The organism is Paludisphaera borealis (genome assembly GCF_001956985.1).
GTDB lineage: Bacteria > Planctomycetota > Planctomycetia > Isosphaerales > Isosphaeraceae > Paludisphaera > Paludisphaera borealis.
In genome coordinates, this window is sequence record NZ_CP019082.1 from 7,412,476 (window position 1) to 7,425,359 (window position 12,884).

Consider the following 12,884-nt stretch of genomic DNA (forward strand, 5'->3'; position numbering starts at 1 on the left):
AAAGGTCAAGAATCCCCCCCTCCGAGCGAACTGACGATGGGCCGGGAAGGAAACAATCGTGGGCCGACGCGACATACTCTCTGACGTTGGAGTAGGACAACCGATGAACGCGACGGCCAAGAACCAAGCAGACGCCCCCCTGGACGAGACGGCTCTCTACCGAGCGCACGACTTCTCGGATTCCGTGTCCGAACAGCCGACGGGAAATTCCGCAATGCCCGACTTCAACCCCTCGCCCCAGACGCACGGCCGATACACCTACGGGTCGGGCGCCCGTCCGCTCGACGGCTACACGATCAAACGGGCGATCGGCCGGGGAGGGTTCGGCGAGGTCTACTACGCCACGTCCGATTCCGGCAAGGAAGTCGCGCTCAAGCTGATCCTCCGCAACCTCGACGTCGAGCGCCGGGGGGTCATCCAGTGCATGAACCTCAAGTGCCCGAACCTGCTGACGATCTTCGACCTCAAGACCAACGACTCCGGCGACGCCTTCGTGGTGATGGAGTACGTCGCCGGCCCCAGCCTCTCGAACGCCCTCCGCGAGCACCCCAACGGCCTGCCGTTGAACGAGGTGCGGCACTGGATGAAGGGGCTGGTCGAGGGCGTGGCCTATCTGCACGACCACGGCGTCGTCCACCGCGACCTCAAGCCGGCCAACCTGTTCATGGAGGAAGGGGTCGTCAAGATCGGCGACTACGGCCTGGCCAAGCTGATCACCGCGAGCCACGGCAGCGAGCACTCCGAGAGCATCGGCACCTGCCATTACATGGCCCCCGAGATCGGCTCGGGCAAGTACCACAAGCCGATCGACGTCTACGCCATGGGCGTGATCCTCTTCGAGATGCTCACCGGCCGCGTGCCGTTCGACGGCGAGACCGTCAACGAGGTGCTGATGAAGCACCTGACCGCCCGGCCCGACGTCTCGATGCTCCCCGAGCCCTACCGGGGCATCGTGGCCAAGGCCCTGTCGAAAGACCCCAACCACCGCCAGGCCCGCATCCACGAGATGCTGATCCCCGAGGACGCCCCCGTCGCCCCCGACGTCCGGTTCATCGGTGCCGGCCGCAAGGGAGCGGAGAACGGCAACGAGCCGAACCAACCCCCGCGCCCGGCCGACGACGTGTTCCGGATCGAGGCCGAGGAGCCGGTCTTCTACATCGGGCCCGACACCCGGCCCCCGCAGTCGAAACCGACGATCCAGGACCGCATCCGCGCCAACTGGCAGGCGATGCGAAGCCCCAACGAGTACCAGCGGCCCGGCGGCCTCGGCGGCGCCCAGCCCGGCGCTCGACGCGCCCGGCGGGCCGTCCGCCCGGCCGTCCTGAACCGCGCGGCCTACGCGGCGCCCGTCGCCCCGCAGCCGGTGCGACCGGTGGTCCAGGCTCCCCCCCCCGAGCCCCCGGCGAAGCCCAGCCCCCGCGCCCGGGTGGCCGAGCTGACCGCCTCGATGCTCTGGGCGGCCGTGGTGATCGGCCTGTTCGCCGTCCCGGCCGCCGGCGCGCTGAACATCAACCTCGACCGCGACCCCCAACAGCTTGCTTACCTCGTCGTGATGGGGCTTTGGGGGACGTGGATCGCCCTGATCACCAACAAGTTCCTCGAAGACCGGCCGATCGACAAGACGTCGAGGAGGCTCGTCGCCCTGGTCGGCGGCCTGGCTCTCGGCGGCGTCGGAGTCTTCTTCGCCCAGGCCCTGCACGTCGGCCTGACGCCCCGGCACGCGGTCGTCGATGCGCCGCTCGAACCGGTCTACCTCGGCTTGCTCTTCGGCGCCCTCGCCGGCTGGTCCGACCAGACGGCCCGCGACCGCAGGAAGCGGTTCCGCATAGTCCCCATCGTCTGGACGGCGATGCTCGCCGGCCTGCTGACGCCCCTCTGGCCCTACCAACAGCCCGTCGGCGTCGTCGTGGCCGCCCTGATCGCGACCACCGTCCAGATCGTCAGCCCCTGGAGCGAGCCAGCCGCTCGCTACGCCCTCTACGTTCGCAACTTCGACAAATCCAAGCGCAAGACGACGGTGGCTTGAACTCTCACGGGCCCGATTCCTTTCAAACGGCCCCGACGCCGGGAGCGGATGGAAACGATGAAACGGTTGATCCTCGTGGTGTTGCTGGTGCTGGGCTTGGTCGCCTACGTGAGACTCAACGCTCGCCACCCTCACATTCATGACACTTACTATATCGACTTCGGCTCGCACGGCCCCGGGGCCGTCCAAAGGGAGTACGAAGCCGCCCGCCAGGCGAAAGAGGACGCTGACGACGCCCGTCGCGAGGCCCTCGAAGCGATCGAGGACGCCCGCCGCGAGGTCGATGAAGCGACCCGGGACGCCGCCCGAGACGCCAACGAGGCCCTGTCGGACGCCGCCCGCGAAATCCGGGAGTCGGTCGAGGGCATCCCCGTGCCGATCGTGCCGGGCACCCGCGTGACCACGGCCTCGCCCGCTCCTCCCGCCCCCCCGGCCGCTCCCAGGGCCCCGGCTCGCCATCGCTCGGCGCGGCCGGCCCGACGGGTCGCCGTCGCGTCGTTCACGCCGCCGCGGCCCCCGAAGCCGGACGAGATCCACAAGGTGGTCGGCCGGATCTCGGTGAACGAGGAGCGAGCCAAGGCCGACGCCCGGCGCCAGCTTCAAGAGGACGTCGCGACCTGGCTGGAGCCCTACGTCCCGGCGTCCTGGCGGCCCTCCGAGCGGCAGCTCGAAGCGATGGTCATGCAAACCCGGCTCACGCCGGTCGAGAAGTCGTTCGAGAAGCCGTACTCGACGCTCTACGTCGCCGAGCTCGACGCCGATTTCTCCGCCGCCCGCCGCGACGAGCTGGTTCGCTCTCATCAGCAGATCGTCGTCCGCGACCGGATGTTCAAGCTCGCCGGCCTGCTTGGGTTCGTCCTGGTCTGCCTGGCCGCCGTCTCCGGCTACATCCGGACCGACGAGGCGACCAAGGGCTACTACACCAACCGGCTGCGGATGCTCGCCGCCGCCGGCGTCGGCGCGGCGGGGGTCGTGATCTATCAGATGATCGCCTAGAGCGGTTCGCGGTCGGAAAGCGTTTGGACGACGCGCCCTTACAAGCTCGAAGCGCCAGCGAGTGGATCTGCCAGGAGCCTTCGCGTGATTCACTCGCTGGCGCTTCGAGCTTGTATTCAGCCGGCTTCTAACGACGGGCCGTGTGCAACACAGCCGCGAACCGCTCCAGCCGCCGCTCGGTTTTCCGCTTCCGTCCACGCGGGATTTGATAGCCAGGAAGCCGTCGGCGCAGTTAGAATTTCCGATGACGACGCCGATCCGGTCAGCGAACCGCGTGCTCTCAAGCGGGACACTCAAACTGATGGCCACATCCGATTCCGACACCCTGATCGTCCGGCAAGTCCGCGCCGGCAACGCGCAGGCCTGGCGCCAGCTCATCGAGCGGTTCGAGGGCCGGTTGCTGGCGTTCGTCGACAGTCGGCTTCGCGACCGGGCGGCCAGCGAGGACGTGGTTCAGGAGACCTTCATCGGCTTCCTCACCAGCCTGCCGCACTACGACGAGAAGCGCGACATGGAGGCGTACCTGTTCTCGATCGCCGCCCACAAGCTGACCGACCACCTGCGCAAGCAAGGCCGGCGGCCGATCGACCAGTTCGGCTCGGACGACCACGGCCGACCGCTCGACGAGGTCCCCGGCGAGGCGCGGGCGGCGTCGAGCATCGCCCGCAGCGGCGAGCGCCGCAAGGCCGAGGAACGGCTGCTCAGCGAGTCGATGGGCCAGCTCGTCCGCGAGTGGCTGGCCCGAGGCGATTACGGCCGCATCCGCTGCATGGAGCTGCTCGTCGTCAAGGGGTGGGCCAACAAGGACGTCGCCCGCTACCTCGGCCTGACCGAACAAGCCGTGGCCAGCTACAAGTTCCAGACCGTCGCCCGGCTCAAGGAGATGGCCCGCCGGGCGGGGTTGAGCCTCGAAGAACTCGGAGGAGCCTGAGCCGCCATGAGCCGTGACGACGCCCCGCACAGCCCGGCCGCGATCGACGACGCCATGCTCCAGGACTACCTCGCCGACCAGCTTCCCCCGGAAGACATGGCGCGGGTGGAGAAGGCCCTCCGCGACTCGGCCCAGCTCCGCTCCCAGCTCGAAGACGTCCGCAACGACCGCGACGACTTCCAGCTTCACACCCTGGGCGCCATCTGGCACCGGTCCCGCCTGACCTGCCCCAGCCGGCAGCAGCTCGGCAGCTACCTGCTCGACGCCCTCGACCCCGAGCTGGGCGCGTACTTCCAGTTCCACCTCGACGTCGTCGAGTGCCCGTTCTGCCAGGCGAACCTCGCCGACCTCGAAGCCCAGGCCCAGGCCTCGACCGCCGCCCAGGCGTCGAAGACCCGCCAGCACCGCATCCTCAAATCGAGCCAGCACCTGCTCGGCGACGAACCCAAGGATCACTGATCCTCACGGCCGGGGACCGACCTCCGCCGGGTCGGCGCCGGGACGACGCGCGCCGGTCGGCGCGACGGCGTACGCCTGAGGCGTCGGCCCTCCCGCCGCGGTTCGCGGTTCGAGCGGGAACAAGATCGCCGTCCGGACGGGGTCGCGCTCGGGGGCCAGCTTCATCCAGCCGTCCAGGTCGGCGACGGTGGGAGCGGCCCCAGGCGGCGGGACGATCCACGACTTCCCGGCGACGTCGAACTGGTTCCCCTCCCCCGACCATCGCACGGCCGAGGCGTCGAACAGAACGTCGGGCTTCGACGGCTCCCAGCGGACCAGCGCGTCGGCCTGCACGGCGCAGTCGTTGACGACGAGGCTCAAGGGCGATTGCGCCGAGAAGCCCGCCAGGCCGAGGAAGCCCTCGCCGGCGAAGGTGCAATGCTCAAGTCCCAGCTCGCGCTTCGCCTTCGCCGCGCCTCCGCCCAGAAACTGGACCCGGACGCCCCAGCCGGCGCGCCCCGATTGGGCGGCCTCGGCCGGCGGTCGGCCCGGAACGATCATCGTCTGGCGGACGGTGTTCTTCGAGCCCGCCATCGCCCGGATCTCGATCGCCGCGGCGAAGCCCTCGAACCAACTGCCGTCGACGGTCAGCGAGCCCCCTTCCGAGACGATCGCGCGCGAGTCGGCCAGGCGTCCCGCCGCGTTCGTCCGCAAGGCGCAGTGGTCGAACCGAGCCCTGCCCAACGCAAGCACGACCGGCGGCGCGGCCTTACCCGGCGTCGGTCCCGAATCGAAGACCTCGAACGTCAGCCCCTCGACCAGGAGGTTGACGCTCGGCCCGGTCGAGAGGAACGGCTTTTGCCCTTTCATATCGATCTTCAAGACCGGGGCGATCCCCCGGGCCGCTTGCAGGCGAAGCGTCCCCGTGCTCTTGATGGTGATCGCCTTGTCGCCGGCCTGAAGCATCAGCGGCTCGCGATTGCGGAGCACGACGGTCCCCCGGTTCCCCAGGGCGGCCTGCATGGCCTGGAAGAGGTCGGTCGCGGGGGCCTCCTCGCCGTCCTGATCGATCACGACGATCGGCGACTCCTTGCCGTCGGCGACTCCGACCGGCTGCGACTTCGACCCGATCGCCGTTCCGCCGGAGTCGGAGCCGGCGCCGGCCGTCGACCGCGGGTGGACGGAGGGCGTGGTGGGCGTGCCTCGCCAGAAGATCGCGATCCCGAGGATCGCCGCGACCAGAACCAGAGCCGCGGCCGGAGCCCCCAGAACGACCCTGCGGTCGTCGCGCCAGGAGTACGGCGGCGGCGGTTCGGACAGGTTGGGGTCGGGCGTGGGGGTGGGCGCCGGGGTCGCCAGGGAGGTGGTCGACGGCGTCTTGCCGAGGGCGCCGAGAGCGCCGAGGGCGAGGCTTCCGCTGAACCACGGCTTGGCGCGACTGACCGAACCGGCCAGCGACGGCTCGGGGCCGAGGTCCACGACCACCGGGAATTCCTCCGACGGCGCGAGCTGGCCGCTGACGCTGGTCGCGGCGGCGGCCTGGACCTGGGATTCGCTCGGGGGGACGGCGGAATCGGTCCGGACGGAGGGGGGACCCGCCGGCGCGGAGGTGGCGTCGAACGCCGGGATCGTCGTCGAATCGTCGAGGAACGGCTCGAGCGCCTGCACGACTTGCTGGGGCGACTCGTACCGATCCGTGGGGAGCTTCCGCATCATCTTGGCGACGATCTCGGCGAGCCCCGCGGGGACCTCGGGAGCCAGCTCGACCAGCGGCGTCGGTTCGAGGGCCTGGTGCGAGAACAGCTTCTCCGGCAGGCTCGGGCTGGGGAACGGCACCTGGCCGGCGATCATATGGTAGATGCTGCAACCCAGCGAGTAGATGTCGCTGCGGATGTCGGCCGAGTGCGAGTGCCGGGCCTGCTCGGGCGCCACGTAGTCGAAGGTGCCGACGGTCGCCCCTTCGCGCGTGACCCGCCCCTCCTCGGCCATGTCGATCGCCAGCCCCAGGTCGGCGAGCTTGGCCACCCCGTCGTTCGTCACCATCACGTTGTACGGGTTGACGTCGCGGTGGATCAGCCCCTTGCGATGCGCGTGGTCCAGCCCCAGCGCGATCTGCCGGGTCAGCCGCGCGGCGACGGCCGGCGCCAGCCTCCCCTCGGCCGCGATCTGCGCCCCGATCGTCTTGCCCTCGATGAACTCCATCACCAGGAAGTAGCGGCCCTGCGACTCGCCGAAGTCGTAGATCCGTACCAGGTTCTCGTGCTGGAGCTGCGCCCCGACCCGCGCCTCGCGCTGAAACCGCGCGATCGCCCGGGGGTTGTTCATCCGCTCGGGGGCCAGGATCTTGAGGGCCACCAGCCGGTTCAACCGGGTGTCGCGCGCCAGGTACACCCGCCCCATGCCGCCGTGGCCGATCAGGTCGAGCATCAGGTACCGGTCGACCCGGAACCCGCTGGACCTCCCCGCAAGAAGCTGCTGCGCCTGCCAGAGGGTCAATAGCCGCAACTGCACGGCCTGACGCGCCAGGCGGCGGTCGAGATGCTCGCGCGCATCGCGCTTCTCCTCGGGAATCGCCCCCCAGCACGCGGCGAGACCCTGTGCGTCGATCAGTCCGCTCTGAAGCGACGCCTGCCAGAATCGGGATGTCTGGGGATCGACCATGCCAGGCCCTGCGCCACCCATCGGGCGGCCGTCGGAGTCACAACGACTAGGTTCCCAAGTTCCCTAAGACTGTAACACGTTACGATCATGCTCTCAACAAAGCCGCCGCCGCTCGCCGACCCATTCGCCCCGTCGGCCAACCCGGGCCAGGCCGCAAACCCATGTTTCGCAGCCTCCACAAGCGGGTTCCCGAGCAACGATGCATTTCAGAACACTCCCGGCTCACGATCGTTCTCGTGTCACCTTGGGAGGTGGCAGACGTTACGATGATGCGAGATTGAACGGATCTGCCTAACCATGCTTACACGGAAGATAGCACGGGTTTCGCCGTCTCGCCACGCTCGTCTCAACATGCCACCAGAATCCGCACCTGTCGCTTCGTCTGCATGCAACGGACCTGGCGGGGGAGGAATCTCAACGCGGGAGTCTCGACCCATGGCGCGATCTCGGATGATTCTGCCAGCCCCCGACCCAACCTGCAGACGCCTCTTCCACGCCGACCGTCTCACCGCCGAGGGGCATCGCGTCGCCCTCGAAATCTGGATCCGGGCGACCGGCCGCGAATGCGAAGGCACCCGGGTGATCGTCTACCGCTGCAAACGCTGCGCGGGTTTCCACATCACCCGCAAGCGGATCGCCCCCAAATCGACCTTCCTCGGCCCCCCGGCGGAACTCGTCGAAATCCCCCCCGAGCCGAACCTGATCCTCGGCCTTTGATCCGAAACGGGTGGGGGTGGCATCGTAAATTGTAGACCGAACTCGGGGGAGAGGAACACGCGATGCGAGGATTGGGCTTCCGTCGGCATCACTGGCTGCGCGCCCGGCGACGCGCGCTGCGCCATCTTCGGTGGATGTGGGCGTCCGACCCGGGCCGAATCACCCCCAAGTTGATCGTCCGCCACGCCGTCGACCGAACCCCTTGCTCATGCTCGATGTGCGGCAACCCTCGCCGCTTCCTGGGTGAAGTCACGAGGCAGGAAAGGTGGCATGACGATTCTCGCTTCCGTTCAGCCTTCTCCGCCGAGTATCCTGAAACCAGACGTGATCGACCAAGGCTGAGCGAGTGAAGACCCATGTCGCAGCTTATGGAGCAAGCCTTCCTCAAGGCCAAGCAGCTTCCCGAATCAGACCAGGAGGCGATCGCCTCGATCATCCTTCAGGAGATCGAGGCCGAGTCGCGATGGGACGAATTATTCGCCCGCCCCGAGTCGGCCGACCTCCTCTCTCGCCTGGCGGATGACGCACTGGCCGAAATCCGAGCGGGTCGAGCAAGAAAACTCGACCTCGGCGAGCCAGCCGAGCTTATATCGATTATCTGAATTATGCCGATTCACCGATCAAAACCCGTCGCGAGACCATGAGATTTTTTCTTCACGACGGCAAGTCATCATAAGTTCCCAGTAGGGAACGCGCCGAGGGCGTTCGCGTCTTTGGCAAGTCGGCATCGGTGATCGAGGAACCCAGCGGACCGTTCCGACCGAACGGCCTCGGCGAACGTCGAAAATCCGCGCGAACGAACCCAATCGCCGCGGGGTGTCTTCCCTTCTCCCCCCGGGAGAAGGCAGACTCGCGACGGCCTTTCTTGGAGAAATCCGCGCGAACGAACCCAACGGCCGGCGATGCGCTGGGGGGGAGGGTCGGTGAGAAATTGGAGCCCCGTCGAAGGACGAGAGGTCAAGAGACGGGGAGATTTCGAGCAATCGAAGCCAATTTCGAGAATAGACCCAAAGCTCTGCATTCAAGCGGCTTATGCACCGCATCCGACCGGCTCCGGCGGCGCGAACGAACCCAATCGCCGGGGCGGGCGCGGGAGGGGGAGAAAGCCGGTCGCCAGCGCTGAGGAGAAGCCCGACGGCTCCGGTTTCGGCGCGAACGAACCCAACGGCGGCGCGCGCGAACGCGACGCGGGAGTGATGCCTCACAGCCCGCGTCGCGTCGTTGGGTTTGTTCGAGGTCGGGTCGGGTCGGTCAGGCGCGCGTCGGCGGGGAGCGGGGTTGGAAGTCGCGCTCGACGCGGATCAAGCGGCTTCGGATTCGGCTGGAGCGCTGGCGAAGGCGGACGTCGACCCCGCGACCGTTGAAGGTCGAGGGCCGGGGCGCATCGCCGCGTCGGACGTTCCGAAGGGGGCTTGAACAGACGACCGGCCCGACGGTGCGGCGGCGATGGGCTTCCGCCGTCGGAGGGTCGAGCAGGACCGGGGGCCGGGTCGGCCCGAGGTCCCGAATCGCGGTCGTCGAGGGGATCGGAATCGAAGCGATCGGCGCGAGAGGGGCCGCGACCGGCTCCGCTTCAGCGATGGGTTCCGCCGCGAGAGACGCGACGAAGTCAGGCTGAGAATCCTCATGATCCGCTTCATCGGAAAATACGATGGTTTCCGGCCCCTCGCCGAGTGTAGAGGGTGCGATACCGTGCTCCTCGGCGCGTGCTTCGGAAACCTCGGGCGGCTCGGGAAGCTCGAAAGAGCCAGGCTCCTCCGGCGCTGCCTCGGCGCGCGTCGTCTCGTCTTCCACCGTCAGCGAATCGTCATGGATTCCTTCGTCCGGCTCGTCGGCGCTGGCGACGGTTTCGGCGTCGGCGTCAGGGACGGAAACCGGCGACGGCGAACCTTCGGTCTCGGGATCTTGGGCGTCGGCCCGGACGAATTTGCCGGGGCCGACGCGGATCCACGTGACCTGAGCCGCCGTGGGATCGGCTTCCGTGGCGGCGGCCGCCGCCTTGGTCGAACGCTTCCCCTTGCCCCGACGTTTTCGAGGTTTCGGAGAAGCGGCGGCGGCGTCAACGGCCGTCGGCGGTTCGACCGGAACGGAGGGAGTCCCCCGCGAATCGTCGTCGGACGTCGGCTCGGCGCCTTCGTTCGGCTCGGTCGCGAGTTCTTCCGGGACACGCGCCGCGGCCTTCGGACGGTTCGTCCGGGGCGCGGCGAAGATCAGGACCATGGCGGACATGTAGACGGGAACCAGCCAGACGGAGATCCGGGCCACGACCCAGCTCGTAACGGCCGTCAGAGCCACAAGGCCGAGCACCGCCGGGACGTTCCCCGAGCGCGGCCGATTCTCATCGGCGCTTCGGGAACCGCTCCGGGAGGCGTCAAGGCGGTTGTGAATCCGCTTGAACGTCGACGAGAGCCGAAAACCGCGTTTGCTCGAGATCTCATTCAAGGCGGGACCATCCTGCATGTCGCACAAAGCCGATTCAACCGCGCGAATCGCCCAGGTCGCCCCGAGCGGCGGCGGCCGCAAAACCAGCGTGTTCCCTCGATCCCGTTCCATCCTCAAGGGTGCGCCAAGGGACGTCGAAAACGTCCCCGTGCCCCCTCCGCGATTTATCGGTCGGAGGCCGGGAGCGATTGATGTTTTCGAAGCCCGAGAGGCCCGCGCGACCAGACCTCGCCAGGCAAAACGCTTACCGTCGGTCTTGTCGGAAGGCCGCCAGCAGCGGTTCGGCCCCTTCTTGCCGGAGCGCCTCGGCGACCCGGCGTCCCAGCGCGTCGGGATCGTCGATCGGGCCCTGGAGCGAGGCGGCGATCCGCTGCCGGCCGTCGGGCTCGAAGACGACCGCGTCGAGGGCCAGCAGGTCCGCCGACGTTCGCCGGGCCCAGGCGGCCATGGGGATCATGCAGCCCCCTTCCAGCTCGGCGAGCGCCCGGCGTTCGGCGACCACCGCGTGATGGGTGTCGGGGTCGTCGAGCACGGCGAGCAGCCCCCGCGTGGTCGGGTCGTCGCGGCGGCATTCGATCCCCAGCGCCCCCTGCCCCACGGCGGGCAGGAAATCGGGAGGCTCCAGACGCTGCGTCACGTGGCCTTCAAGACCCAGCCGGTGCAGACCGGCCCAGGCCAGGATCACGGCGTCGATTTTCTGGTCGAGGGCCTGGTTGAGCCGGGTCTCGACGTTCCCCCGGATCGTCGTCACGTCGAGGTCGGGCCGGACGAACAGGATCTGCGCCCGGCGGCGGAGCGAACTGGTGCCGATCCGCGATCCGGCCGGAAGGGCCGCAAGGGTTCGATGGATTGGAGCGATTAAAGCGTCGGCGACGTCTTCGCGAGGGGGAACGGCCGCGAGGATGAGGGCGTCGGGGCCCTGGGTGGGGAGGTCCTTGAGGCTGTGGACGGCGACGTCGACCTGGCCGTCGACCACCGCGCGCTGGATTTCCTTTGTGAACAGGCCGGTCCCGCCGATCGCGGCCAGGGGCGAGTTGCGGTCGCGGTCGCCCTGGGTCTTGATCTCGATCAGCTCGACGGTCAGCCCCGGGTGGGCGGCCCGGAGGCGGTCGGCGACCCAGTCGGCCTGCCAGCGCGCCAGGCGGCTGCCGCGGGTGCCGATTCGGAGCGGGGCTGAGGTGGACGCGGGAACGGGAGGAGGGTTCATGTCAAAGGGCTCGGGACAGGACGGCGACGACCACGCGCGCGGCACCGGCTCGCTTCAGGGCGCGGGCGGCCGCCCCCGTGGTGGCGCCGGTGGTCAGGACGTCGTCGACCAGGAGGACGGTTCGGCCTTTCAAATCCGGGCCGCGTCGCGCGTCGACCTGGAAGGCCCCGCGCACGATTTCGGCCCGTTTCGTCAGGTTCATGCCAACCAGATGTTCCGTGTACTTGATCCGACGGATCGGCCGATGCGTTTCCAGGCCGAGCCGACGGGCCAGGCCTTGGGCCAGGGCGTCGGACTGATTGTACCCCCTGTGCAACCGCCGGAGCCAGTGCAGCGGGACCGGAACGACCCAGGCGTCGGCCGGCAGGAGGGCCAGCTCCGTCGCCCGAGCCTCGGCCAGCAGGCCGGTCATCCAGGGCGCGAGCCAGGCTTCTCGCTCCTTCTTGAGCTTCAAGCAGAGCCGTCGCCAGGGGTCTTCGTGATAGCCCAGCGCGATCGCCGCGTCAAAGCCGAGGGGGCGGCCCCGGCACTCCGAACAGCCCTTGTCGAGGTCGGCGAAGGGGCCGACGGGCATGGCGCAGCGAGGGCACGAGTTCCGCTGGATTTCCGCGGCCCGGGCCCGCAGGACGCCCCGGCAGGGCGCGCAGAACGGCTCGCGGAGGCCTGGCCCGGCCGCCTCGCAGACGGCGCATCGCCAGGGGAAAACCAGGTCGCCGAGGGCGTCGCCCCCCGCTCTCCAGGCTTTCGAGAGCCGGCGGGGCCAGTCGTGGAACGCGAGCAGGCCGGGAGGGGCGCCCATTCAACCGCTCGCGCCGCGGGCCCGGGGCGAGTCGAGCGCCAGGTAGGGCTCAAGCTGCTCGCGCAGCTCGTTGCGGGCCCGCGCCAGGAGCGACTTGACCGCCGCCGGCGAGCGGTTCATGACCGCGCCGATCTCGGCGTAGCTCATCTCCTCGAACTTGTTCAGCAGGACCGCCATCTTCTGGTCTTCGTTCAGGACCCCGAGCGCCTCGCGGACGATCTCGGAGAGCTCGACCTTCCGCATCTGGGCCGACGCCGTCCCCTCACGCGACGGCAAGGTCTGGGCCAGGGGCGACTCGGCCTGCGAGCCGTCCTTGCCCGCCCCGCCCAGGTTGACCGACGGGTTCCGCCCCTTGCTCCGCGCGTGGTTCATCGCCAGGTTGTTGGCGATCGTGAACAGCCAGGTCGAGAACTTGGCCTTGGGCCGGTATCCCTTCCGCGCCTTGTAGACCCGGAGGAACACGTCCTGCGACAGGTCCTCGGCCTCCTCAAGGTTGCCGACGATGTGATAGAGGACGCCGACGAGCCGGTCCTGGTAGCGCGAGACCATGACCTCGAAGGCGCCCGGCGTGTCGTCACGGATCTGGAGCATGAGCCGCACGTCGGGGTCGCGCGATTCGAGTTGCCGTTCCAGCGCGTCGAGTTCTCCACGACTCACGAGCACAGCC

Annotated in this window: 11 protein-coding genes; 6 read left to right on the forward strand and 5 right to left on the reverse strand. The window is 68.8% G+C overall.

The features are described 5' to 3' along the window. Positions 1 to 103: 103 nt before the first annotated feature. The 4 genes from BSF38_RS28705 to BSF38_RS28720 all read left to right on the forward strand — a co-directional run bounded on the left by BSF38_RS28705 (position 104) and on the right by BSF38_RS28720 (position 4,412). Positions 104 to 2,026 carry a serine/threonine-protein kinase gene (locus tag BSF38_RS28705; RefSeq protein WP_076350428.1) on the forward strand — a complete coding sequence of 641 codons (1,923 nt, stop codon included), beginning with the start codon at positions 104 to 106 and terminating at the stop codon, positions 2,024 to 2,026. A 57-nt stretch (positions 2,027 to 2,083) separates the two neighbouring features. Beyond that, positions 2,084 to 3,022, forward strand: coding sequence for an ATP synthase F0 subunit B (locus BSF38_RS28710; RefSeq protein ID WP_145952380.1), 939 nt, complete (start codon positions 2,084 to 2,086; stop codon positions 3,020 to 3,022). Between the two features lie 301 nt (positions 3,023 to 3,323). Then, positions 3,324 to 3,953 carry an RNA polymerase sigma factor gene (locus BSF38_RS28715; protein ID WP_076351598.1) on the forward strand — a complete coding sequence of 210 codons (630 nt, stop codon included), beginning with the start codon at positions 3,324 to 3,326 and terminating at the stop codon, positions 3,951 to 3,953. Positions 3,954 to 3,959: 6 nt separating this feature from the next. Beyond that, complete coding sequence (locus BSF38_RS28720; protein ID WP_076350430.1) at positions 3,960 to 4,412, forward strand: anti-sigma factor; 453 nt, start codon at positions 3,960 to 3,962, stop codon at positions 4,410 to 4,412. 3 nt (positions 4,413 to 4,415) lie between these two features. Here the strand turns inward: BSF38_RS28720 and BSF38_RS28725 are convergent, their stop codons facing one another. Next, positions 4,416 to 7,052: a serine/threonine-protein kinase gene (locus tag BSF38_RS28725; protein WP_076350431.1), complete on the reverse strand. Its 2,637-nt coding sequence runs from the start codon at positions 7,050 to 7,052 to the stop codon at positions 4,416 to 4,418. 435 nt (positions 7,053 to 7,487) lie between these two features. On the opposite strand from BSF38_RS28725, the gene BSF38_RS28730 reads away from it, so the two are divergent. Next, complete coding sequence (locus BSF38_RS28730; protein WP_076350432.1) at positions 7,488 to 7,769, forward strand: hypothetical protein; 282 nt, start codon at positions 7,488 to 7,490, stop codon at positions 7,767 to 7,769. 356 nt (positions 7,770 to 8,125) lie between these two features. Then, on the forward strand, positions 8,126 to 8,371 hold the full coding sequence (locus BSF38_RS28735; RefSeq protein WP_076350433.1) for a hypothetical protein: 246 nt from the start codon (positions 8,126 to 8,128) through the stop codon (positions 8,369 to 8,371). 649 nt (positions 8,372 to 9,020) lie between these two features. On the opposite strand, the gene BSF38_RS28740 is transcribed toward BSF38_RS28735, so the two are convergent. From BSF38_RS28740 to BSF38_RS28755, 4 genes are all read right to left on the reverse strand, one after another. Beyond that, a complete protein-coding gene (locus BSF38_RS28740; protein WP_145952381.1) occupies positions 9,021 to 10,211 on the reverse strand; it encodes a hypothetical protein in 1,191 nt (396 codons plus the stop codon). Positions 10,212 to 10,455: 244 nt separating this feature from the next. Next, the gene (hemC, locus tag BSF38_RS28745; protein WP_076350435.1) at positions 10,456 to 11,418 is read right to left on the reverse strand and encodes a hydroxymethylbilane synthase; all 963 of its coding nucleotides are present in this window, start codon (positions 11,416 to 11,418) and stop codon (positions 10,456 to 10,458) included. A gap of 1 nt (position 11,419) precedes the next feature. After that, positions 11,420 to 12,217 carry a ComF family protein gene (locus BSF38_RS28750; RefSeq protein ID WP_076350436.1) on the reverse strand — a complete coding sequence of 266 codons (798 nt, stop codon included), beginning with the start codon at positions 12,215 to 12,217 and terminating at the stop codon, positions 11,420 to 11,422. Next, the gene (locus BSF38_RS28755) at positions 12,218 to 12,874 is read right to left on the reverse strand and encodes an RNA polymerase sigma factor (protein WP_237170668.1); all 657 of its coding nucleotides are present in this window, start codon (positions 12,872 to 12,874) and stop codon (positions 12,218 to 12,220) included. It lies immediately after the preceding gene. Between the last annotated feature and the right edge of the window lie 10 nt (positions 12,875 to 12,884).

What these genes read in the sequence shown, in the direction of transcription:
- hemC (WP_076350435.1), bottom strand. Translation starts at nt 11,418, where the DNA reads ATGAACCCTCCTCCCGTTCCCGCGTCCACCTCAGCCCCGCTCCGAATC.
- BSF38_RS28725 (WP_076350431.1), bottom strand. Translation starts at nt 7,052, where the DNA reads ATGGTCGATCCCCAGACATCCCGATTCTGGCAGGCGTCGCTTCAGAGC.
- BSF38_RS28735 (WP_076350433.1), top strand. Translation starts at nt 8,126, where the DNA reads ATGTCGCAGCTTATGGAGCAAGCCTTCCTCAAGGCCAAGCAGCTTCCC.
- BSF38_RS28705 (WP_076350428.1), top strand. Translation starts at nt 104, where the DNA reads ATGAACGCGACGGCCAAGAACCAAGCAGACGCCCCCCTGGACGAGACG.
- BSF38_RS28720 (WP_076350430.1), top strand. Translation starts at nt 3,960, where the DNA reads ATGAGCCGTGACGACGCCCCGCACAGCCCGGCCGCGATCGACGACGCC.
- BSF38_RS28715 (WP_076351598.1), top strand. Translation starts at nt 3,324, where the DNA reads ATGGCCACATCCGATTCCGACACCCTGATCGTCCGGCAAGTCCGCGCC.
- BSF38_RS28710 (WP_145952380.1), top strand. Translation starts at nt 2,084, where the DNA reads ATGAAACGGTTGATCCTCGTGGTGTTGCTGGTGCTGGGCTTGGTCGCC.
- BSF38_RS28730 (WP_076350432.1), top strand. Translation starts at nt 7,488, where the DNA reads ATGGCGCGATCTCGGATGATTCTGCCAGCCCCCGACCCAACCTGCAGA.
- BSF38_RS28750 (WP_076350436.1), bottom strand. Translation starts at nt 12,217, where the DNA reads ATGGGCGCCCCTCCCGGCCTGCTCGCGTTCCACGACTGGCCCCGCCGG.